The organism is Nocardiopsis sp. YSL2, assembly GCF_030555055.1.
Classification (GTDB): domain Bacteria; phylum Actinomycetota; class Actinomycetes; order Streptosporangiales; family Streptosporangiaceae; genus Nocardiopsis.
On sequence record NZ_JAMOAO010000001.1, the window covers coordinates 513,366 to 534,441 of the forward strand.

17 protein-coding genes are annotated in these 21,076 nt (G+C 72.4%); 1 reads left to right on the plus strand and 16 read right to left on the minus strand.

Translation table 11 applies throughout. The features are described from left to right. Window positions 1–106: 106 nt before the first annotated feature. The 13 genes from M1P99_RS02225 to M1P99_RS02285 form a co-directional block, all read right to left on the minus strand. On the minus strand, window positions 107–1,171 hold the full coding sequence (locus tag M1P99_RS02225) for an ATP-binding protein (protein ID WP_304455538.1): 1,065 nt from the start codon (window positions 1,169–1,171) through the stop codon (window positions 107–109). Between the two features lie 648 nt (window positions 1,172–1,819). Then, window positions 1,820–2,671, minus strand: a complete 852-nt coding sequence (locus M1P99_RS02230) for an RNA methyltransferase (RefSeq protein ID WP_304451023.1) — start codon at window positions 2,669–2,671, stop codon at window positions 1,820–1,822. A 33-nt stretch (window positions 2,672–2,704) separates the two neighbouring features. Next, window positions 2,705–3,079, minus strand: coding sequence for a 50S ribosomal protein L20 (rplT, locus tag M1P99_RS02235; RefSeq protein ID WP_179827896.1), 375 nt, complete (start codon window positions 3,077–3,079; stop codon window positions 2,705–2,707). A 171-nt stretch (window positions 3,080–3,250) separates the two neighbouring features. Then, window positions 3,251–3,445 carry a 50S ribosomal protein L35 gene (gene rpmI, locus M1P99_RS02240; RefSeq protein WP_304451024.1) on the minus strand — a complete coding sequence of 65 codons (195 nt, stop codon included), beginning with the start codon at window positions 3,443–3,445 and terminating at the stop codon, window positions 3,251–3,253. Between the two features lie 186 nt (window positions 3,446–3,631). Next, a complete protein-coding gene (gene infC, locus M1P99_RS02245) occupies window positions 3,632–4,216 on the minus strand; it encodes a translation initiation factor IF-3 (protein WP_082376763.1) in 585 nt (194 codons plus the stop codon). A gap of 378 nt (window positions 4,217–4,594) precedes the next feature. Further along, window positions 4,595–5,431 (minus strand): shikimate dehydrogenase, encoded by an 837-nt coding sequence (locus M1P99_RS02250; protein WP_304451025.1) that lies wholly within the window; start codon window positions 5,429–5,431, stop codon window positions 4,595–4,597. A gap of 16 nt (window positions 5,432–5,447) precedes the next feature. Further along, window positions 5,448–8,285, minus strand: a complete 2,838-nt coding sequence (mltG, locus tag M1P99_RS02255; RefSeq protein ID WP_304451026.1) for an endolytic transglycosylase MltG — start codon at window positions 8,283–8,285, stop codon at window positions 5,448–5,450. After that, on the minus strand, window positions 8,269–8,772 hold the full coding sequence (gene ruvX / locus M1P99_RS02260; protein ID WP_304451027.1) for a Holliday junction resolvase RuvX: 504 nt from the start codon (window positions 8,770–8,772) through the stop codon (window positions 8,269–8,271). The genes mltG and ruvX overlap by 17 nt, the downstream gene beginning before the upstream one ends. 822 nt (window positions 8,773–9,594) lie before the next feature. Then, window positions 9,595–12,267 (minus strand): alanine--tRNA ligase, encoded by a 2,673-nt coding sequence (gene alaS, locus M1P99_RS02265; protein ID WP_304451028.1) that lies wholly within the window; start codon window positions 12,265–12,267, stop codon window positions 9,595–9,597. A 224-nt stretch (window positions 12,268–12,491) separates the two neighbouring features. Continuing rightward, window positions 12,492–13,001 (minus strand): hypothetical protein, encoded by a 510-nt coding sequence (locus M1P99_RS02270; protein WP_304451029.1) that lies wholly within the window; start codon window positions 12,999–13,001, stop codon window positions 12,492–12,494. A 95-nt stretch (window positions 13,002–13,096) separates the two neighbouring features. Beyond that, window positions 13,097–13,744, minus strand: coding sequence for a hypothetical protein (locus M1P99_RS02275; RefSeq protein WP_304451030.1), 648 nt, complete (start codon window positions 13,742–13,744; stop codon window positions 13,097–13,099). Window positions 13,745–13,872: 128 nt separating this feature from the next. Further along, on the minus strand, window positions 13,873–14,163 hold the full coding sequence (locus M1P99_RS02280) for a hypothetical protein (RefSeq protein ID WP_304451031.1): 291 nt from the start codon (window positions 14,161–14,163) through the stop codon (window positions 13,873–13,875). Next, complete coding sequence (locus tag M1P99_RS02285) at window positions 14,160–14,555, minus strand: DUF948 domain-containing protein (RefSeq protein WP_304451032.1); 396 nt, start codon at window positions 14,553–14,555, stop codon at window positions 14,160–14,162. The genes M1P99_RS02280 and M1P99_RS02285 overlap by 4 nt, the downstream gene beginning before the upstream one ends. A 376-nt stretch (window positions 14,556–14,931) precedes the next feature. Here M1P99_RS02285 and M1P99_RS02290 point away from each other — a divergent pair, with 376 nt between their 5' ends. Next, a complete protein-coding gene (locus M1P99_RS02290) occupies window positions 14,932–16,488 on the plus strand; it encodes a serine/threonine-protein kinase (protein WP_304451033.1) in 1,557 nt (518 codons plus the stop codon). Window positions 16,489–16,507: 19 nt separating this feature from the next. Here M1P99_RS02290 and M1P99_RS02295 read toward each other — a convergent pair whose 3' ends face one another. From M1P99_RS02295 to M1P99_RS02305, 3 genes are all read right to left on the minus strand, one after another. Next, the gene (locus M1P99_RS02295; protein ID WP_304451034.1) at window positions 16,508–16,999 is read right to left on the minus strand and encodes an SRPBCC domain-containing protein; all 492 of its coding nucleotides are present in this window, start codon (window positions 16,997–16,999) and stop codon (window positions 16,508–16,510) included. Between the two features lie 83 nt (window positions 17,000–17,082). Further along, entirely contained in the window at window positions 17,083–18,426 is a 1,344-nt protein-coding gene (locus M1P99_RS02300) for a replication-associated recombination protein A (RefSeq protein WP_304451035.1), read from the minus strand. Window positions 18,427–18,435: 9 nt separating this feature from the next. Then, window positions 18,436–20,502, minus strand: coding sequence for a SpoIIE family protein phosphatase (locus tag M1P99_RS02305; RefSeq protein ID WP_304451036.1), 2,067 nt, complete (start codon window positions 20,500–20,502; stop codon window positions 18,436–18,438). Window positions 20,503–21,076 lie beyond the last annotated feature (574 nt).

Below are 21,076 nucleotides of genomic sequence, written 5' to 3' on the forward strand. Positions count from 1 at the left end.
GACGAAGCCGACAGGACAAGCACAGGCGGGTTGCGGGCGTGCCCGGGACAGGTGACCGGCCGGGACACGACGCGTGAGCCCACCGGGGCCGAAGGGTCTGAGGGACTCAGACGAACTCGGGTGTCCCGGCGGGCATGGTAAATCGGAACTCGGCGCCGCCGCTGGGGGCGCGTCCGACGGTGATCGTACCGCCGTGGGCCTCGACGAGGCCCTTGACGATGAACAGGCCGAGGCCGGTCCCGCTCCGGCGCTTGCTGCGCCAGAACTGGCGGAAGACGCGCGGAATGGTCTCAGGTGCAATGCCCTGGCCCTCGTCGCGCACCGACACCGCTGCTCCTCCCTCACACGGCTCGATCACGATACTGACAGTACCAGCGCCGTGCCGCACACCGTTTTCCACCAGGTTGAGCAGGATCTGCTCGATCTTGTCGGCGTCCAGCCACAGCTGCGGGAGCTCGCCGCGGGTCTCGACGCGGAAGCGCTCCTCGGGCTCGCCCGCGGCGACGCGCCCGGCCACGACCCGGCGCACGGCCTCGGCGAGGTCGACGACCTGGCGGCGCACCTCCAGGCGGCCCGACTCGATCCGGGACACGTCCAGGAGGTCGTGGATGAGGCGGGTGACACGGTCGGCGTCGGCGTTGACCGTCTCCAGCATGAACAGCTTCTGCTTGTCCGTGAGCCGTTCCCACTTGGCGAGCAGGGTGGAGGTGAAGCCCTTGACGCTGGTCAGGGGCGAGCGCAGTTCGTGGGCGACCTCCGAGACCAGGTCGGCGCGGCTGCGTTCGGCCCGGGCGGCGGCGTCGCGCAGCGTGACGACCAGGCGGACGAGCTCGCCCTGGGGCCGGGCCCGTACGTAGCGGGTGGCCACGAGGATCTCGCGCTCGTCGGGCAGGAAGAGCGAGCGCTCGGACTGGCGCACGCGGTCGCGGGCCCCGCCGTAGGGGTCGGTCGCCTCCCACCAGTCGTGGCCGTCGAGGCCGACCAGTGGCAGCGCGGTGCGGAAGTCGCGGCCGAGCGCGGCCTCGGCGGGAACTCCGGTCAGGTGGGCCGCCACCGCGTTGAAGAGCACGACACGTCCGCGCGCGTCGGCGACGAGGACGCCGTCCGGCAGGTCGTCGGCGTGCAGGGGACCGCCTCCGAGGTGGCTGGACGCGCCCTCGACGTCCCACAGGGCGGCGGAGGGCGGGTCGGCCACGGCGTGCACGGGGGTCGTCGGAGGCGCCGGGGGAAGGGGGGCCGATCCGTCGGCGGAACCGGGTACGGCGGGCCCGTGCCCGGCTCGGGGTTCGTCCGCGGAGTGCGCCGTCCCCCCGCCCGGGTCACCCTCCGGGTGATCCCCCTGTCGGCCGCCGCCCACGCCTCTCCCCGCTCCCCTTGAAGGTCCACGACCGCAGGCTCCTGGGCCGAGGACCGCTGACCGATCACATCCACCACACGCCCGTGGACGCCACCGCAGGTGATCTACCCTGCACTTCCACCTGGTACGCCTTGCGGCCCGGGTCGGGACCGTCCGGCAGGGGACGAGCGTATAGGCACTCCGTGCGCGCACGGCAACCCGGAGGCAGCGAACACGGCCGTTCGGGGCCCGCCTGCTCTCACGTGCTGCCCAGCCTGCCCGTTCTCCGCGGACGGACGCAGCCCCGTACCCGCGACACGGGTCGACGCGCGCCATCCGACCCGTGCCCCGCATGGGCGACCCGGGACATCGCCGAGCCTATCGGTCCACGGCGTTCGTGCCCTGGTGTTCCGGACATTCCGTCCGCGACTCGTGGTCGCTGTCGTGGGCCGCACGGGGTACGACGGCCCGCTCCGGTCCCGCTCAGGCGCTGCGCTGCTGCCGAGCGGTGGTGTACAGGCACACCGCCGCAGCGGTGGCCAGATTCAGGCTTTCGGCCCCGCCGTAGATCGGCACGCTGACCGCGCCGTCGGTCTGGCGGACCACGTCCTCGGGCAGGCCCCAGGCCTCGTTGCCGAACACCCAGCCCACGGGTCCGTCCAGGTCGCCGCCGTCGGCGACCTGGTGCAGGTCCTTGGGGCCGCCGCCGTCGGCGGCCCACACCCGGGCCCCGCGGCCGCGCAGGAACTCCACCGCGGCGCTGACCGGCACACCCACCACGACGGGAAGGTGGAACAGGCTGCCGGCGGAGGCGCGCACGCACTTGCCGTTGTAGGGGTCGACGGAGGCGTCGGTGAAGATCACCACGTCGGCTCCCGCGGCGTCGGCGGTCCGCAGAACGGTTCCCGCGTTGCCGGGGTCGCGTACGTGGGAGAGCACGACCGCCAAGCGGACGTCGCCGACCTGGTCGAGGGGGACGTCGACGAACTCGCAGAGCGCGATGATCCCCTGCGGAGTGACGGTCTGGGCCAGCTCGGACATCACGTCGAGGCTGACGCGGTGGGTGGGGACGCCCGCGGCGTGGGCGGCGTCCACCAGGTCCAGGTGGCGCTGGGCGGCCTCCGCGGTGGCGAAGACCTCCACGACGCCGAGGGCGGTCCCACCATAGGGGGACCGCCCGTCGCGGCCGCCGTCGACGGCGGCCAGAGCCTCCCGCACGGCCTGCGGCCCTTCCGCGAGGAAGCGCCGCTCACGTTGGCGGAAGGTGCGCTTGGCGAGCCGCCGAACCCCCTTGATCCTGGGTGACCGGATACTCGTGAACTCGTGGCTCGCCATCGCTACTCGCTGTTGTCTCTCGCCTCGATCGCCCTAGGCGGCGGCCGGGGTGGCCGGAAGGGCCTTCTTGGCCTGCTCGACCAGGGCCGCGAAGGCGGCCTCGTCGTTCACGGCCAGCTCCGCCAGCATGCGGCGGTCGACCTCGATGCCGGCCAGCTTCAGGCCCTGCATGAGGCGGTTGTAGGTCAGGCCGTTGGCGCGGGAGGCCGCGTTGATGCGCTGGATCCACAGACGACGGAACTGCCCCTTGCGGTCCTTGCGGTCCCGGTAGGAGTAGGTCATCGAGTGGAGCATCTGCTCCTTGGCCTTGCGGTACAGGCGCGAGCGCTGCCCGCGGTATCCGCTGGCCCGGTCGAGAACGACCTTGCGCTTCTTCTTGGCGTTGAGAGCCCGCTTCACGCGTGCCACAGTGACTCCCTCGTAGTCTCAAATCCGGCGCGCACGGCGCGCCGACCGGTCCGGCCAGGACTGGTCCAGGCGGCCCGTGTTCGCTTCAGGTGGGTGTCCTCCGGGTGCCGTCTGTGCACCGACGCGCGGTCGGTCGCACGGGCACGCTCGGGAGGAGGGAAGTTCCGGGTGCTACCTACCCAGGAGCTTCTTGATGCTCTTGGTGTCCGCGGGAGCCAGTTCGGCCTCGTTGCCCAGCTTGCGCTTGCGCTTGGAGGTCTTGTGCTCAAGGATGTGGTTCTTGTTGGCACGGCGGCGCATGATCTTGCCGGAGCCGGTGACCTTGAAACGGTCCTTGGCTCCACTGTGGGACTTGTTCTTCGGCATGTCGCCGTCGTCTCCTACTCCGTCGGCGCGTCACCCGCTCTGGGCGGGTGACGCTGTTCTTCCCCTGCTATGGCGGGGCCCCGCGCGCCGGTTCCGACGCATCCGGGCCGATCGCGCACAGCCCACCCCACCGCCCGGTTCCGCCTGCGCGGCGGTCCGGGCGGTGGGGGACTTCCCCGGGCGCCGTTACGCCTGTTCGCGCTGCTCGCGGCGGGTCTTGTCGCCCGCCGCGGCGCGGGCCTCGGCCTTGTGCTCGGACCGCCGCTTGTGCGGGCCGATCACCATGACCATGTTGCGGCCGTCCTGCTTGGGCTGGGACTCGACGGTGCCGAGGTCCTGGACGTCCTCGGCCAGTCGCGCCAGCAGCCGGCGACCCAGCTCGGGGCGGGACTGCTCGCGACCGCGGAACATGATCGTCACCTTGACCTTGTCCCCGCTCTTGAGGAACCGGACGACGTGACCCTTCTTGGTCTCGTAGTCGTGCGGATCGATCTTCGGGCGGAGCTTGATCTCCTTGATGATCGTGTTCGACTGGTTCTTGCGCGACTCACGGGCCTTGACCGCGGACTCGTACTTGAACTTGCCGTAGTCCATCAGCTTGGCGACCGGCGGGCGCGCGGTCGGGGCGACCTCGACGAGGTCGAGGTCGGACTCCTGGGCCAGACGCAGGGCGTCCTGCACGGAGACGATTCCGACCTGCTCACCGTTGGGTCCGACGAGACGGACCTCGGGCACCCGGATGCGGTCATTGATGCGGGGCTCGGCGCTGATGAGACCCCTCCCTAGCTTTCTCGATTACCTGGGACCGACCGTCCGCCAGGCGGTGGACGGTCTGTTAGGCCCGTTCGCTCGTGCTCCGTCGAGCTCCGGGGCCGCGTCGGGGTCAGCGCAAAACGAAAACCCCGCCAGCATGTGCAAGCGGGGTGATCCAGCCGATTGTTCCCGATGACGGACGTCACACCCACCGGGCGCCCCGGTCGGGGCACCCCGTGAACAGAACGCGACGCGCTCGATCACCGGACCGGGACCTACACGGGCAGGACCCGGCAGGTGGGAGGATCATCTCCGCTTGCGGCTCCGACGTGTGAACACGCCGGACCAAGTCGATACGTTCCGACTATACCAGTACCGCGAGAACACCCGGACCGCTCAGGCGGCGGCTGCGCGACGCTCCAGTTCGGCCTCGCCCGCGGCGCGCATCGCTGCCACGGGGACGTCGTCGGCACCGGTCATCAGGCGCACCTGTGCCACGGCCTGGTGCAGGAGCATGGGGAAGCCGCCCACCACGCGGCCGCCCCGCGCGGCGACGGCCTCCGCCGCCCGGGTGGGCCAGGGCGCGTACACCACGTCGAACAGGTCGGCGCGGGAGGCGGCCAGGTGCTCGGTGTAGTGGTCGGCCGCGCCCGAGGGCAGCGACGAGACCACCAGGTCCACGTCGAGGTGGGCGTGGAGATCGGCCAGCGGGGCGACCTCCAGTGGATGACCGAGTCGGCGCGCGGCGTCGGCGACCTCGCCCGCCCGGCCGGTGTCCCTGGCCAGAACCGTGACCGGCGCGCTCACTCCCAGCTCGCACAGGGCCGCCAGCGCGGAGGCGGCGGTCGCACCGGCCCCCAGGACCACCACGTGGCGGGGCGCACCGGCACCGGCCTCGGTCAGGGCCGTGGCGATCCCGGTGACGTCGGTGTTGTGGGCCGCCCAGCCCCCGCCGCGGGGCACCAGGGTGTTGGCGCCGCCGACCTGGCGGGCCAGGTCGGTGACCTCGTCGGCCAGGTCCAGGGCCCGCCGCTTGAGCGGCATGGTCAGCGACAGGCCGCGCCACTCGGGGCCGAGACCGTCCAGGAAGGGCGCCAGTCCCTTCTCGTCGCACTCGAACAGGCCGTAGGACCAGTCGTCGAGCCCCATCGCCGCGTAGGCCGCGGTGTGCAGGACCGGGGAGAGCGAATGGGCCACCGGTGATCCCAGGACGGCCGCGCGTGCCAGAGCCATGTCTTCCTCGTGCTCCCTACCACTCGGCCTGGTTCTCGGCCACCATCTGGTTGTGCTCCTCCAGGGTCTCGGAGAAGCCGGTCTCACCGTTCTCGGGGTCGATGAGCGCGAAGTAGAGGTAGTTCACGTCCGCCGGCTCCAGGGCCGCTTCGATGGCGTCCTGGCCGGGGGGCACGAACGGCCCCTCGGGCAGTCCGGCCATGCCGTAGGTGCTGTAGCCCTGCGGATCGGCCTCGCACGCGCTGCGCTGCTCGTCGTTGAGGAAGGTGCCCTTCTCCCCCAGCACGTAGAAGCAGGTGCTGTCCATCTGGAGTTCCATGCCGAGCGCCAGCCGGTTGTGCACGACCGCGGAGATGAGGGGCATGTCCTCCTCGTTGCCGGTCTCGGCCTGGACGATGGAGGCGATCGCCATGATCTCGTTGGGGTCGCGGTCGAGCGCGGCGGCGCGATCCTCCAGCTCGATCTCCTCCGCGACCTGGCGGAAGTGCGTGACCATGGTCCTCAGCACCACGCCGGCCTCGGTTCCGGCGTCGAACCGGTAGGTCTCGGGGAAGAGGTAGCCCTCGGGGCCCGCGGTCGCGTACTCGGGCAGGTCCAGGGAGTCGGCGTCGGCGTAGGCCTCCTCGAGGTCGGCGACGGGGATGCCCAGTTCCGTGGAGAGGTGCTCGAAGATCTCCTCCGAGCGCAGTCCCTCGCGGATCGTCACCCGGCCGCCGAGGCGGTTGTCGGGATCGAGCAGCGCGGCGACCGCGCTCTCCCCGCTCATGCCCTCGGCGAGGGAGTAGGTGCCGGGCACGAGCCCTTCGCCCGCCTCCTCCGGGGGCACCGCGTCCAGGGCGTTGGTGAAGGCGCGCACGCTCGCCACGACCCCGGCGTCGGTCAGGTTCGCGCCGACGGCGGTGCCGGAGTCGCCCTCCTCGATGGTGAAGACGACCTCGCCGCTGCCCTCCCCGCTGAAGTCGGCGGGGAAGATGTAGGTGCGCACGACGCCGTACCCGCCGCCCATGACGACGAGTACCAGCACGAGCACGAGCGCGATCATCAGGCCCTTGCTCTTGCGCTTGCGGCGGGCCTTGCCCGAGCCCCCCTTGCGCTGACGGGCCTGCTTGGCGCGACGGGCCATCTCCCGCTGCCGGCGGCCGTTGCCGTAGGCGGCGGCGATGTCGTCGAGCGCCGGTTCCTCGTAGTCGTAGTCGTCGTCCTCGTCGGCCTGCGCCTCCGGCTCGTGTTCCGGTTCGGGCAGGGGCTCGCGCGGGTCCTCGACGTCGAACCCGTCCGATGCGCGGCGTCCCCGCCTGCGGCGGCTGCGGCGTCCGGTCGGCTCCTCGGCGGCACCGCGGCGCCTGCGCCGCGACCGCCGGCCGACCGGCTCCTCTTCCTCCGGGGCCTCGACGGACATCTCGCCCGTGGTGAGGTCCTCGTCGGGCACGCCGGCGACCCGGCCGCGGCGACCCGAGGGCTCCTCGGGCTGTTCGAAGGCGCCGGAGTCGAAGGGGCCCGGCTCGAAGGGGCCGGACGGCTCCTGGGCGCGGTCCGTGAAGGCGCCCGTGTCGGCCACGGGCTCCTCGGCGCGACGGGCACGCCTGGCCCGGCGGCCGCCGGGCTCCTCCTCACGGAAGGCCTCGACGGGCGTCTCACCGGTGGCGTCGCCCTCGTCGGGAGCCTGCCGGTCGGCACGTCCGCGACGGCGGCCGCGACCGCGACGGGGACGGCCCTGGGGCTCCTCTGCCTGCGCGAAGGCACCCGACTCGAAGGGCTCAGGCTCGAACGCGCCGGGTTCCTCGTGGGTGTCGGCCATGAAGGCGTCCGCGTCGGCGGCGGGCTCCTCGGTCCGACGCGCGCGCTTGCGGCGCCCGAAGCGGCTCCGGGGCTCGTCCTCCGGGGGCTCGGGATCGCGACCGCGGCGACGCCCGCGCCGCGGGGGGTCATCGGGATCGCTGATCGCCGCGAAGGCGCCGGTGTCGGCGGACTGGTGCACACCGGGGAACGCGCCGGTGTCGAAGACGCTGTCGTCCTCGGGGACGTCGGAGAGGAAGCCGCCCTCGTCGGGGTCGGGTGCGCGCTTGGCGCGCTTGCGGCGGGCACGGCGGCCCACGGGCTCCTCTGGCTCGACGAAGGCACCCGCGTCCGGCCCCGCGTCGGCGGGGCCGGGAGCGGAGGGTTCGCGGCGCGCGCGACGACCGCGACGGGGGTGTTCCTCGCCCTCGAGCGGTTGCTGTGGTGCCTGTGAGGCGGGGGGTGCCTGCGGTGCGGGGGGCGTGGGCGATCCGAGACCGGCCAGGGCCGCCAACCCGTCCTGGGTCGGGTCCGAAGGCGCGGATCGCTGTCCCTGGCGAGCACCGGGGGCCGCGGCGCCGGGCGGCTGTGCCGTGGTCGGCTGGGCCGGGCCCGGAGCGGGCAGGGGGCCGGAACCCCCCGCCGGAGGCTGGGGGTCGACGGGACCGCCGCCCTGGCGCTGGGCCGCCGAGCGCGCGGCGCGGCTGCCGCGCAGCGCCTCGGCGGCACCGCCGCGGCGGCCCTGGTCGCCCTGGGGCACGGCACCGGTGCGGCGCGGCGGCTCCTCCTGCGGCTCCGCCGCCCGGCGACGGCGCCCGGTGGGCGCCGGACCGCCCGGCTCCAGGGGGTCGAGGTGGCCTTCCGGCCTCGGCGCGTACTGGGGGGTGCGGAACTCACCGGTGGACGTGTGCGGCGGGCCCACGGGACCGGCGGCGTCGGGCGGGCCCGGACGCGCCCGGCGCCCGCGCGACGGCGGCTGCGCGGCGAGCGGGTCGGTCAGCGGATCGTAGTCGTAGCCGCCTTCGCGGTCAGCCCGCCCACGGTAGGGATTATCGGGGTAATCATCCCTGTCGTTCATCGGAGTCTCCTTGGCTGGAGCGGACGATCTCGCCCGGGGGGTGGCCTGTTGACCGTTCCTGGTCCAAGGCGCTCTGGAGGAGGACCGTGGCCGCGGCCTGGTCGATGACGGACCTGCGCGCCCTGCCGCCCTTGGCGCCCTTCCTGCCGAAGGAGGCGCCGGAGAGGAGCTGTCCCTGGGCGGTCACCGTGGTGAGCCGTTCGTCGACCAGCCTGACGGGTACGGGGTACAGGAGCCCGGCGAGGGTGTTCGCGAACGCGCGGGCGGACCGGGCCGCCGGCCCCTCCTCGCCGGACAGGGAGGCGGGGTAGCCCACGACGACTTCGCGTGCCTCCCGTTCCACGACCAGCCGGGCGATCCGATCGAGGTCGCCCCTGCCGCGCCGCACGGTCTCGACCGGGCTCGCGAGCGTACCACTGGGGTCGCTCGCGGCGACCCCGATGCGGGCGTTGCCTGGATCGAGCGCCAGGCGTACACCGTGCCTCAAGAGGACGTCTCCCACGACCCGGGGACGGTACACGGGCGGGCTGTGCCGTCGAAGGCACGGCACCGCGGCTGGGAAATCCTCAACACGGTGGTCCTGTTCATCAGCTGGATCGCGGGCGCGGCCGCGCAGACAGCCGTGTGATCGGCTGTGACGCGCCACAGTATGCCCGATTCGATGACGGTGCGCAGCCTCGCTGGGCGTCGCCGTCGTTCATGTGCTCCGCAGGGTCCGCCGATCGCCGGATGTACGTGTGGCGACGGGGGCCGGGTCGGGGCACGTACCCGTCAGAGTGTAAGCCACGCGAGTAGGACGTTGGGGCATCAGAGTCCGTACCGCGCGCCCGCGGGAAAGCCGCGTGGGGCGGCGACCGGGGCACGCCGACGGCCCGGCCGGGGCGCGGACGCGGGGGCCGTCCCGCCCGGTCACGTCGGCAGGCGTGTCCCGCGCGGTCGAGGGGAGGTGGCGGTACCCCAGGTCACGACGGGTGGAGTCACGCACGGCGACGTGCCCGGCACGACCGGGGCGGGGCCGGGGCCTCGCCGGGCTCCACCGGGGAGTGGGGGCACGGGGCCGAACGCGGACCGCCCGGAGCGGAGCGGGAATCCTGTCGCACGGTGGGGCGTGACACGCCATCAGTACGGCGTGCGACCGCCCCGGCCCCACGCGGTGGCGCGGGGCACGGCCGACACCGTGTCGCGGGGCGCGGCCGCTGTCGCGGGGCGCCTGCGGCATCCGGGTGACGGGGCGGCCCCGCGGGTGGCGTGAACGGACGGGGGCGGGACCGCGCGGTCCCGCCCCCGTCGTGGTGCTCGTCGCCGTCGGCTAGACCGACGCCACGTGCGCCTCCACGGCGCGCAGGGCCTCGTCCACCTTGCTCGCGTCCTTGCCGCCGCCCTGGGCGATGTCCGGCTTGCCGCCGCCACCGCCGCCGAGCGCGCGGGCCGCGATACCGACCAGCTCGCCCGCCTTGATCCCGGCCTGCTGCGCGGCCTTGTTCACCGCGATGACCACGACCGGGCGGTCCTTGGGCACGGTGGTCATCGCCACGACCACCGGCTCGTCCTCACTGAGGCGTCCACGCACGTCCAGAACCAGCGTGCGCAGGTCGTCCGCGCTCGCGCCCTCGGGCGCGGACTCGGCGACCACCAGTGCCGAGCCGTGTCGGCGCGCGCCCTCGGCGAGCCTGCCCGCCGACTGGAGTACCTGCGCGGCGCGCATCTTCTCGATCTCCTTCTCCGCGGCGCGCAGCCGGGAGACCATGGTGTCGATGCGCTCGGGCAGTTCCTCGCGCGGCGTCTTGAGCTGCTCGGAGAGCTGTCCGACCAGCGCCGACTCCTTGGACAGGCGCTTGAACGCGTCCACGCCGACCGCCGCCTCCACGCGGCGCACCCCCGAGCCGATCGAGGACTCCCCCAGCAGCTTGACGATGCCCAGCCGGGACGTGGATCCCACGTGGGTGCCGCCGCACAGCTCGACGGAGTAGTCGCTCATCTCGACCACGCGCACGCGGTCGCCGTACTTCTCGCCGAACATGGCCAGGGCGCCCATCTTCAGCGCCTCGTCCAGGCTCTTCTCCTGCGTCCGGACCGGGATGTCGCCGGCCAGGACGTGGTTGACCTCCTCCTCGACCTCGGCCAGGCGGTCGGTGCCCAGCGCGCTGTCGGCGGTGAAGTCGAAGCGCAGCTGGCCGGGGCGGTTCTCCGAACCGGCCTGGCCCGCCGTCGGGCCCAGCGCGTTGCGCAGCGCGGAGTGGATGAGGTGGGTCGCGGAGTGGGAGCGCTCGATCGCGCGCCGGCGGCCGGTGTCGATCGACGCGTGCACGGTGTCGTCCAGGACGATCTCACCCTCGCGCACGGTCCCCCGGTGCACGAACAGGCCGGGCAGCGGCTTCTGGACGTCCTCGACGTCCACCACGCCGCGACCGTCGACCGCCAGCGTGCCGGTGTCGGCCAGCTGGCCGCCGCTCTCGCCGTAGAACGGGGTGCGGTCCAGGACGATCTCGACCTTCTCCCCCGCCCGGGCGGCGGGCGAGGCGACGCCGCCGACGACCAGGCCCTTGATCTGGGACTCGCTGGCGGAGTCGGTGTAGCCGAGGAACTCCGTCTGTCCGGCGCCCTCCAGCAGGCGCGCGTACAGCGACACGTCCGCGTTGCCGAGCTTCTTGGCCTTGGCGTCGGCCTTGGCGGTGTCCTTCTGCCGCTGCATGAGTTCCCGGAACGACGTCTCGTCCACGGACAGGCCCTGCTCGGCCGCCATCTCCAGGGTGAGGTCGATGGGGAAGCCGTAGGTGTCGTGCAGCTGGAAGGCGTCCGATCCGGAGAAGACCGTGCCGCCCGCCTGGCGGGTGCGCTCGGCCGCGCGGCCGAACAGCGCCGTGCCCGCCCGCAGGGTGTCGGCGAAGTTCTTCTCCTCGTTGTCGATGACCCCGTGGATGACGTCGGCCTTGTCGAGCAGGTCGGGGTAGATGTCCTTCATCGCGTCGATGCTGACGGTGGTCAGCTCGTGCAGGAAGAGGGTGTCGCTCTCCCCCGAGAGCAGGCGCAGGTTGCGGATGGAGCGGCGCAGGATCCGGCGCAGGACGTACCCGGCCTTCTCGTTGCCGGGCTTGACGCCGTCACCGACGAGCATCACCGCGCTGCGCACGTGGTCGGCGACCACACGGAGCATCACGTCGTGCTCGTGGTCGGTGCCGTAGGCGGTGCCGGTCAGCTCCGCGGCGCGGTGCAGCACGCGGCCGATGATGTCGGTCTCGTAGATGTTGTCGACACCCTGCAGGACGGCCGCGAGGCGCTCCAGGCCCAGGCCGGTGTCGATGTTCTTCTTGGGCAGCTCGCCGAGGATGGGGAAGCCGCTCTTGTCGCCGCCCTCGCCCCGCTCGTACTGCATGAAGACGAGGTTCCAGATCTCGATGTAGCGGTTCTCGTCCGCCTCGGGACCGCCCTCGACGCCGTACTCGGGACCGCGGTCGTAGAAGATCTCGGAGCAGGGGCCACAGGGTCCGGGCACGCCCATGGACCAGTAGTTCTCCTCCATGCCCATGCGCTGGATGCGCTCGGGTCGCACGCCGACCTTGTCTCGCCAGATGTCGGCTGCCTCGTCGTCGTCCAGGTAGACGGTCACCCACAGCTTCTCCGGGTCGATACCGAAGCCGCCGTCCTCGACGGGCGTGGTGACCAGTTCCCACGCCAGCGGGATCGCCCTCTCCTTGAAGTAGTCGCCGAAGGAGAAGTTGCCGAGCATCTGGAAGAAGGTCGCGTGCCGGGAGGTCTTGCCGACCTCCTCGATGTCCTTGGTACGGATGCACTTCTGGACGCTGGTGGCCGTGCTGTAGTCGGGCGTGCGCTGACCCAGGAAGTAGGGCTTGAACGGGACCATGCCTGCGGGCACCAGCAGCAGCGTGGGGTCTTCGGCGATGAGGCTTGCCGAGGGCACCACGGTGTGTCCGTTCTTCTCGAAGAAACTGAGGAAGCGGCGCGCGATCTCTGCCGTCTCCATTGATGCCCTCCTGTGCTTGGCTGCGCCGCCCGGGGCGACGTGGGGGTCCCGTGTGCGGGACCGTCGTGTGGTGTGCTCGGTGGTGGCCCATCGTAGAGGGGACCGCCGCACCGGCGCGCGTGGTCTGCGATGGCCGCCGGGACCCGCTCTGATGACGACAACGGCGGCGGCTGCGTTGTTCCAAGGCTATAGCCGCTGGCCACCGCGCGGGTCCCCGCCGGTTCCTACGGGAGCGGCCGCGGGCCCTGACCGCCGGGAGTCGGCCAGGCGGCGGGCGGAGCGGGCGGGAGGGACTGCTCCGCCGGCCTCGTGAAGTACCGGCCGCTGGGCCCGACGGAGACGAGAACGAGGCAGGTGATGGTGAACCAGCCGCACAGCCCGTTGAACGCGCCCGCCGGGTCCGGCTGCCCGGGCGGCGGCTCGGGCCTCATGCCGGCGGCGAACAGCAGGTACGCCAGTGCCAGAACGTGGAAGGCCACGATGACCCACCGCAGGGCCGGGTGTCGGCGGCCGGCCAGGATCGCGAGCGTCAGTGAGCCCAGCCCGTAGAGGCCGAAGGCCGCCACCGCCACGACGAGGAAGGGGGCGTCCTCCTGTGACGCCAGGAAACCGAAGAGGGCGGTGAGCAGCAGGCCCGCGGCGGCGCCGGCGAACATCAGGATCCGCAGCGTGATCACGGTCCACGGCGGCTTCGCGGAGTCGCGCGGGGGCGCGGGCGGCGACGGCGGTGGCACCGGTGGTGGACGACACCGGTCCGGCGGGCGGGCGCTCGCCGGACCGGTGTCCCCCGCGACCCGTGGGCGGCCGGGGCCGTCCACACCGCCAGAGGTCAGTGCTTCATGTGCAACGGACCGCAGGCGGCCGGGTTGGTGGCCTCCATCGGCAGTGCCGGGTCGAGCTCGCTGGCGCCCAGGACGTCCCCGTAGGTCCCGTCGCCGTCGTAGTCGATGCCGTGGACGACGATCACGGCGTTGTCCGCGCGGATCGCGTCCGCCGCGGCCTGGCTCAGTTCGAACGTGCGGTCGTAGGTGTAGGAACCGCCGGGAGCGTCGGGGAAGCGGTCGACGGCCAGACCGCTGTCCGCGCTGGTGTCTCCTTCGGTGGTGAGGGATGTCTCCACCCCGCCGTAGGACTCCAGGCCGTCGAGGGTGCTGAGGGCCCGCTTTCCGTTGTGGATGCCCGCGTCGTAGCGGGTCGGGCACTCTCCCCGGCCTCCGATGTGGATGTGCTGGGCGTGCGGATGGTCGGCCAGGACGTCGTCCACCTCCATGCGCACCCGTGCGGTGTTGCCGTCCAGCCAGACGGTGGTGGTCCCCGACGCCTGCGAGTTGTTCACCGTCACAGGCTTCAGGTGCGCGTGGAAGGTCTCGATCCCGTCATAGCCGGACCAGTCGTCGGCCTGGGCACTGCCCATCACCATCGGAACGGCCGCTGTGGTGGCGACGGCCAGACTGACGAATCGCTTTACGAAGCTCATGGCACCTTCCAGGAACAAGGGATACTACCGACGGCTACACATCTATCACCCTCTGTAGTTATCGAGTAGCGCGACTCGCCCCCCGCATGGCTTCGGCGCACGGGCGCGTCCCCGCCTGGCGACGGGGCTCAGCGCTCGGCGGACAACCGGGCCCGGTCCCGCGCCGTGTCCTCGGCGGGCAGGGCGCGCCGGCCCTTGCGGGGCGCGTACCGCCGCAGGAGTTCGGCCTCCTGGTCGCGGACCGCGTCGGCCAGGTCCTCGTTGAGTTCGCGCAGGGCGCCCCGGTACTCGCTGACCTGGCCCTCGACCCGGTCGGCGAGGCCGCCCGGGCTCATGGCGCGGCGGGCGCGGTTGAACCGGTGCACCGCGTAGCCGCCCAGGGCGGCGCCGGCGGCGAGGTAGAGGAGTCGGCCGGTCACCGGCGGGCCTCCTTGCGGCGGCGACTGCGCACGAGCGCCAGGGTGCGGCGCTCGCCGAGCACGCGGCGCACCGCGTAGGAGAACGAGGCCACCTTGACCAGGGGCCCGGTGACCACCGACCGCGTCAGCGCGGTGACGGTGGACACGTCCTCCGACGTGGCCTGCATGTTGGCGGTGATCTCCTCGACCCGTTCGAGCGAGGTGTTGGTCCGCTCCACCGTGGAGGCGACGTCCTCCAGCAGCGGCGGCGTGCGGTCGCCCAGGTCGGAGACGACCTTGGTCGCCGCGTTGATGAGCTTGATGAGTCTGACGAGCGCCACGCACAGGAACGTGGCCAGCACCGCCCAGACCACCGCGGCGACGAGCGCGGCGACGTCCACTCCGGTCAGCATGCGTGCTCCGAGGGCAGGTAGAGGGCTTCTTCGAGAGTCGGAACGGTCTCCCCCGCCGTCTCGGTCCGGGGGTGCGTCCAGGGTCGGGGGACCGGCGACCGCGCCGGGTCCGGCCTCCCGCGAGGGGCCGGCGCCGAGCGTCGAGAACACCGCCGGTTTCGGCCGACCCTATCGCGTCCGTGGCCTGTCCGGGCGGGCACGCCACGGTGTCCGCTGATCACATCCGAGTCGCGACCAGTGAACGAGTTGGCCGAGGAGGGTCAGGCGTATCGACGTCCGACCGCACCTCCAGGACAATCACTACAGAGCGGGATCTTCACTACGATGTCCGGACACTCCGCCGACTCGCGGCCGCAGAAGCACCGACAGGACCCCCATGAGCCCACGTTCTCCCCGAGAGATCTCCGTACTGGTACCACCGGACCTGGCGCCCCTGTACCCGGACGACCCCGCGCGGATCGGCCCGTACCTCGTCCTGGGCAGACTGGGCCAGGGCTCCACCGGCACGGTCTACGCGGCCGTGGACGCCTCCTCCGCCGCCTCCGCCGACCGCCTCGTGGCCGTCAAGACACTGCGCTCGCCCGAGCTGGAGTCACCCGACGTCTACCCGGCGCTGGCCGAGCGCCTGCGCGCTCTGGCGGGAGTCGACTCCCCCCGCGTGGTCACGCCGCTGGCCTTCGACAGTGACGCCAACCCGCCGTGGCAGGCCATGCCCTACCTCGCGGGGGAACGGCTCTCGCACTACGTGACCAAGCGCGGCGGCCTGGGCACGGGCAAGCTCATCGCCCTGGCGACCGGCCTGGCCGAAGGGCTCGCGGCCCTGCACGCGCACGGGGTGGCGCACGGCTCGCTGCGCCCCAGCGAGGTCCTGTTGGAGTCGCACGGCCCGCACATCATGGAGTGCGCCGTCCCCGCCTCCGCCGAACGGATGCGCGGGTCGGGAGCCACCTGGCTCGCTCCCGAGCGCTACCGCGGCGGTGTGGCCACTCCCCCCGCCGACGTCTTCGCCTGGGGGGCGGTCGTGGCCTTCGCCGGAACCGGGCGGCTGCCCTTCGGCACCGGCGAGGCCGACGAGATCGCCGAACGTGCCGCTCAGGGCGCCTTCAACCTCGACGGGCTGGCCAAGGGGCTGCGACCCGTGGTCGGCCGCGCCCTGTCCCCCGACCCGGACGAGCGCCCCGGGCTGAGGGAGATCATCGGCGCCGTCATCGCGGTCTGGCAGGCCGAGAACGCGGAGGACGCCCCGGCGCCCGGCCGCGACGAGCTGGCCCTGATCCTGGAGCGCGAGTGGCACGCGGTCGAGCCGCCCGCGCGGGTGCCCGAGGTCATCCGGTTGGAGGGCCGCCTGTCCGGGCGCCGCCCCACCCGCGCGCTGTTCCTGGCCGGGACCGCTGCCCTGGCGCTCGGTCTCATCGGTACCGGTGTGTGGGGTATCGCCCAGCTCCTCGACTCCGCGTCGGACGAGGAGCTGGTCTCGGAGGTCGCCGAGGAGGAGGAAGCGCCCGTGGAGGCGACCGACGAGGAGGAGGACCTGACCATGGTCGTCCGCATCGATCCGGCCGAACAGGAAGCGCCGGAGACCGGCCCCTGGGTCTACACGCCGGTGGTCCACCCCGTGGAGGAGCGCGGCGAGCCGATCACCGGGCAGGGCGTGCCGACCCACGACGAGTGGGCCGAGCAGTGGGAGGAGGCGGGCGAGTCCGGCGAGGCGGTCATCGCACCCGACGCCGAGGTGCTGTGCGCGAAGTTCTGCGCCGCGCCCGACCACGTGTTCGTCGACGGGGACGGGCGCGGTACCTGGGAGCTGACCGGCCAGGACTTCATCGAGTACCTGTCCTGGGGCCCGGTGGTGATCGTGGAGGTCACCTTCGCCGAGCAGGAGGGCGAGGGCCCGCGGGAGATCGTGTCGGTCGTGGAGCGCTTCACCGATTGAGAAGCGGGCGGCCGCGCGCTCATACCGGCCCGGCGGCCGCCCGTTCGAGCAGTTCCATCCGCTCGCGCAGCTCGTCCGCCAGGCCCGGGACCACGATGCGGTCGCGCTGCGCCCGCGTGCGGGTCCGGACCAGCAGGGTCAGCAGCGTGCCGGTGACGGTCCCGGTGAAGGTGACGGTGTTGACGAGCTCCTCCCCGGCTCGCGCGTACCCCGCGGGGTCCTCGAAGACCTCCGTGGAGACGATCCGCTCGCCGGGCGCGATCTCCCGAAAGTACCCGTGGAAGGCGATCTCGCCACCGCCGGCCTCCATCGCGTACCGCCACCGCCCGCCCACGCGCAGGTCGATGTGGACGTCGGTCGTGCGCGCGTCCCGCCCGGCCCACCACAGGCGTACCAGTTCGGGCGCGGTCCAGGCCCGGTAGGCCCTGTCCGGCGGGACGGCCAGCTCCGCGGTCACCAGGATCTGGTCGTCGCCGGGCAGGGTCATCGTCAGGTGTGTGTCGGTCGCCACCGCGTTCACCCCCCTGCGCTGCCGGGCGGTCGCTCACGAGTGTTCCTACCCCGATGGGACCGAGCCGACCTGGGCCGGAGGGATCAGCCGCCGCCCTTGAGCACGCCCCGGATGCGCTGGAGGACCTCGCCGAAGCGGCGCTCGGCGCCGTGTGCGGTGGGGCGGTAGTACTCCCGGTCGGCCAGTTCGTCGGGCGCGTGCTGCTGTGCCACGACGCCGCCGGGGAAGTCGTGGGCGTTCCGGTAGCCCTTGCCGTGCCCGAGTTCGGCGGCACCCTTGTAGTGGCCGTCGCGCAGGTGTCCGGGTACCTGTCCGATCCGCCCGGCGCGCACGTCGGCGATGGCGGAGTCCACGGCGGTGATCACGGAGTTGGACTTGGGCGCCAGGCTGATGTGGATGACCGCCTGGGCCAGGTTGATGCGCGCCTCGGGCATACCGATGAGGTCGACCGCCTGAGCGGCCGCGACGGCGGTCTGCAACGCGGTGGGATCGGCCATGCCCACGTCCTCGCTGGCGTGCACCACGATCCGGCGGGCGATGAAGCGGGGGTCCTCTCCCGCCTCGAACATGCGGGCCAGGTAGTGCAGTGCCGCGTCGGGGTCGCTGCCGCGCATGCTCTTGATGAACGCGCTGATGACGTCGTAGTGCTGGTCGCCGGAGCGGTCGTAGCGCACCGCGTGCCGGTCGACCGCCCGCTCGATGTGCTCGGCGGTGATGGTGACGGGTTCCGCGCCGGAGGCCCCGGGAGCACCGGCGACCAGGGCGCCGGCCTCCAGGTAGGTGAGGGAGCGCCGGCCGTCACCCCCGGCGAGGCGGACGAGGTGGTCGGCGGCCTCCTCGGTGAGGGTGTACCGCCCGCCCAGCCCGCGTTCGTCGGTCAGCGCACGGTCGACGAGGGCGCGCACGTCGTCCTCGTCCAGGGACTCCAGGGTCAGGAGCAGGGACCGGGACAGCAGCGGGCTGACCACGGAGAAGAACGGGTTCTCGGTGGTGGCGCCGATGAAGCTCACCCAGCGGTTCTCCACGGCGGGCAGCAGAGCGTCCTGCTGGGTCTTGTTGAAGCGGTGGACCTCGTCCACGAACAGCAGTGTGCGCGTACCGTGCATCCCCATGCGCCTGCGTGCCTCGTCCACGACCGCGCGCACGTCCTTCACACCCGCGTTGACGGCGGACAGCTCCACGAAGCGGCGCTCGGTGACCCGGCTGACGACGGTGGCCAGCGTGGTCTTGCCCGTCCCGGGCGGCCCCCACAGGAACACGGACATGGGCGCGTCGTCCTCGACCAGGCGGCGCAGCGGGCTGCCCGCGCCCAGCAGGTGGCGCTGGCCCACGACCTCGTCCAGGGTGCGCGGCCGCATGCGGACCGCGAGTGGTTCCTGGCCCTTGGCGGCTTCGGACCCGGCATCGTCAAAGAGTGTTTCGGACACCCACCGAGACTAAGGGCTGTTCGGCGAGTACTCGCCCTGCCGGCCGAGGTCGGCGGGCGCCTGTTCGGGGACGCGTCCGACGGGCTTGGTCATGCGGGTGATGAGCAGGGCGATGTCGTCGCCCCGTCCGGCGGGCGCCATCTCGGCCAGGACCTGCGCGGCGGCCTCGGGGTCCTCGGCGTGCGCGGCCAGTGCCTCGCCGACCTGCGCCAGCCCGTCCTGCATGGGGACCTCGGCGCTCTCCACGAGTCCGTCGGAGCACAGCAGCAGGGTGGTGCCGGGCGCCAGGACGCGCGTGGAGACGGTGTACTCGGTGTCGGGCAGCACGCCCAGGGGCGGTCCGGTCTCGGGCTCCCAGAGTTCGTACCGGCCCTCCGCGGCGAGGACGACAGGCGGCTGTCCGGCCCAGGCGGCCTGCATGACACCGCTGGTGCGGTCCACGACCAGGTAGCCGCAGGTGGCGAAGACGATCTCACCGGTCTCGGTGAGCAGGCGGTTGGTCTCGCCCAGGACGACGCCGGGGTCGGACTGGTTGGTGGCGTAGGCGCGGAAGGCGACGCGAATCTGCCCCATGGCCGCGGCGGCCTCCACGCCGTGCCCCTGGACGTCGCCGACGAGCAGGCCGACCTTGTCGCCGGGGAGTTCGATGACGTCGTAGAAGTCACCGCAGATGCGCCAGTCCGCGCGGGAGGGCAGGTACTTGGTGGCGATGTCCATGTCGGGGAAACGGGCGACCTGGCGGGGCAGCATCCGGCGCTGCACGGCGTCGGCGAGTTCCAGCTCGGCCTGCTGGGCCTTGATGCGCTGCAGGGCCTGGCCGGCGAGTCCGGCGAAGGTGAGCATGAGGGCGCGCTCGTCGCGGCTGGCGTGGTGGGGGCGCCCCCACACCATCTGCCAGACGCCGAGGGCGACCTTGCCGTCGCCGAAGATGGGCACGGTCGCCCAGGCCTGCCCCCTGACCGCCGAGTCGCGCATCAGCTCCTCGGCGGCCGGGAAGCGGCTGATGACCTCCGCGCGGGACTCGAAGAAGCGGGGCTGGCGGTCCTGGATGACCGCGCCCATGGGGTAGTCGGTGTCGTCGGCGCGGCGGCCGTCTATGCGGCTGACGTTGAGGGTGGCCAGGCCGCTGGGCGAGGCACGCAGCAGTCCGCCCTCGACGTAGAGGGCGATGGCCTGGATGCCGCCGAAGATCGGCAGGAACTCCTCGCTGAGCAGGTCCATCACCTTGTCGACGGTGGTCGCCGAGACGAGCTTGGAGGACAGCTCGGTGACCAGGCGGCCGTGCTCGGCCTCGGTGCGACGGCGGTCGGCCAGGCGGCGGACCAGCTGGACGTGTTCGGTGACGTCGTCGATGATGCCGACCAGCCGGTCGGGGCGCCCGGGCACGAAGCGGGCGCGCACGTGCAGCGAGCGCTCGTCGCCGAGCCGGTCGAAGACGCGGAAGCGCTGTTCGTAGTCACGCCCGGCGAAGGAGGCGGACATGGCGTCGCGGACGCGGGCGATGTCGTCGGGGTGGACCCGTTCCAGGATGCGTTCGAGCTCGCGGTCGGCTCCCGCCAGGAGCGCGCCGAGCGGGGTGGGGCCGAAGAGCTCGTGCAGGCGCCCCGAGCTCAGGTCCAGGCTCCACAGGACGGAGTCGGAGTTGTCGGTGCGCAGCTCACCGACCACGCGCAGGTCGGCCTCCTCGGTGGAGAGCACGTGGAGCAGTACCACCACCCCTCCCGCGGAGGCGGGTGCGTCGCCGTCGGCCGACGGCAGGGGACGCAGGTCGGCCTCGGCGAGCAGGACGCTCTTGTCCGCCAGCGCCAGGCGCAGGCGCGCGCGTCCGCCGCCCCGTCCGGCGAGGGCCTCGGAGTGGGTGGCGGACCCGCGGTGGACGTCGTCGCCTTCGAGGAGGTCGTACCACGCCCGGCCGACGAGGTCGGCGGCCTCACGCCCGAACAGCTCGGTGAAGGCCTCGTTGGCGTGCAGGATCGCGCCGTCGTCCCGAGTGAGCACCATGGGCTCGGGGGCATGGGAGAACGCCGTGGCGAGCGCGTTCTCGGAGCCATCGCCTGAGGCGCGTTTTCCGTTCACGTATGACTCATCCTCATGTCGTCTCGGACGTCACACCCGCGTCCAGGCGCGGTCACCCCTGTGTACGTACCGATTCGGATCATTCTAGTATCCGGGGGCGGCGCGATCCGGGGAGGGGAACGGGTGGGCTGTGGGGACCTCCGTCCGCCGACACGTCCCCGACCTCGTTGAACTCCGGACTCACAGCCTCGCCGGTGAAATACGTCAGCGCCGAATTCCCCACTCCCATCGGTACTCGACGCACCTCTGGGCGTGAATCGTTACGCTCGTGTGACTGAATACCGCACAATGCACTCCGACCCCACAATGACCACCGGTACGGGCGGTTCCAGTGGTGCACGGCGCTCACTCCAGGGCACGTGCGACTCGTGGTGCGAGTGGGGTGATTCGCCCCCAACGGTAAGGGATGGCGGCGACGTTCGCATCCGGGCGGGGCCATCGTGTCCAGGATCGGCCGCGTTCACTCCCGTGAATTTCCACCCGTATCCGCTGGATATGTCCCTGTGACCGAATGTGGCATGTTCAAGACAGGATAAACCGGGCACCGACCCATCAGTTCGCAAACTCGCCGAAC

Bases quoted from the DNA above. Each gene is read 5' to 3' on its own strand.
- M1P99_RS02250 (WP_304451025.1), bottom strand. From the start codon at position 5,431: ATGGCTCTGGCACGCGCGGCCGTCCTGGGATCACCGGTGGCCCATTCG.
- rpmI (WP_304451024.1), bottom strand. From the start codon at position 3,445: ATGCCGAAGAACAAGTCCCACAGTGGAGCCAAGGACCGTTTCAAGGTC.
- M1P99_RS02230 (WP_304451023.1), bottom strand. From the start codon at position 2,671: ATGGCGAGCCACGAGTTCACGAGTATCCGGTCACCCAGGATCAAGGGG.
- M1P99_RS02290 (WP_304451033.1), top strand. From the start codon at position 14,932: ATGAGCCCACGTTCTCCCCGAGAGATCTCCGTACTGGTACCACCGGAC.
- M1P99_RS02285 (WP_304451032.1), bottom strand. From the start codon at position 14,555: ATGCTGACCGGAGTGGACGTCGCCGCGCTCGTCGCCGCGGTGGTCTGG.
- alaS (WP_304451028.1), bottom strand. From the start codon at position 12,267: ATGGAGACGGCAGAGATCGCGCGCCGCTTCCTCAGTTTCTTCGAGAAG.
- mltG (WP_304451026.1), bottom strand. From the start codon at position 8,285: ATGAACGACAGGGATGATTACCCCGATAATCCCTACCGTGGGCGGGCT.
- M1P99_RS02275 (WP_304451030.1), bottom strand. From the start codon at position 13,744: ATGAGCTTCGTAAAGCGATTCGTCAGTCTGGCCGTCGCCACCACAGCG.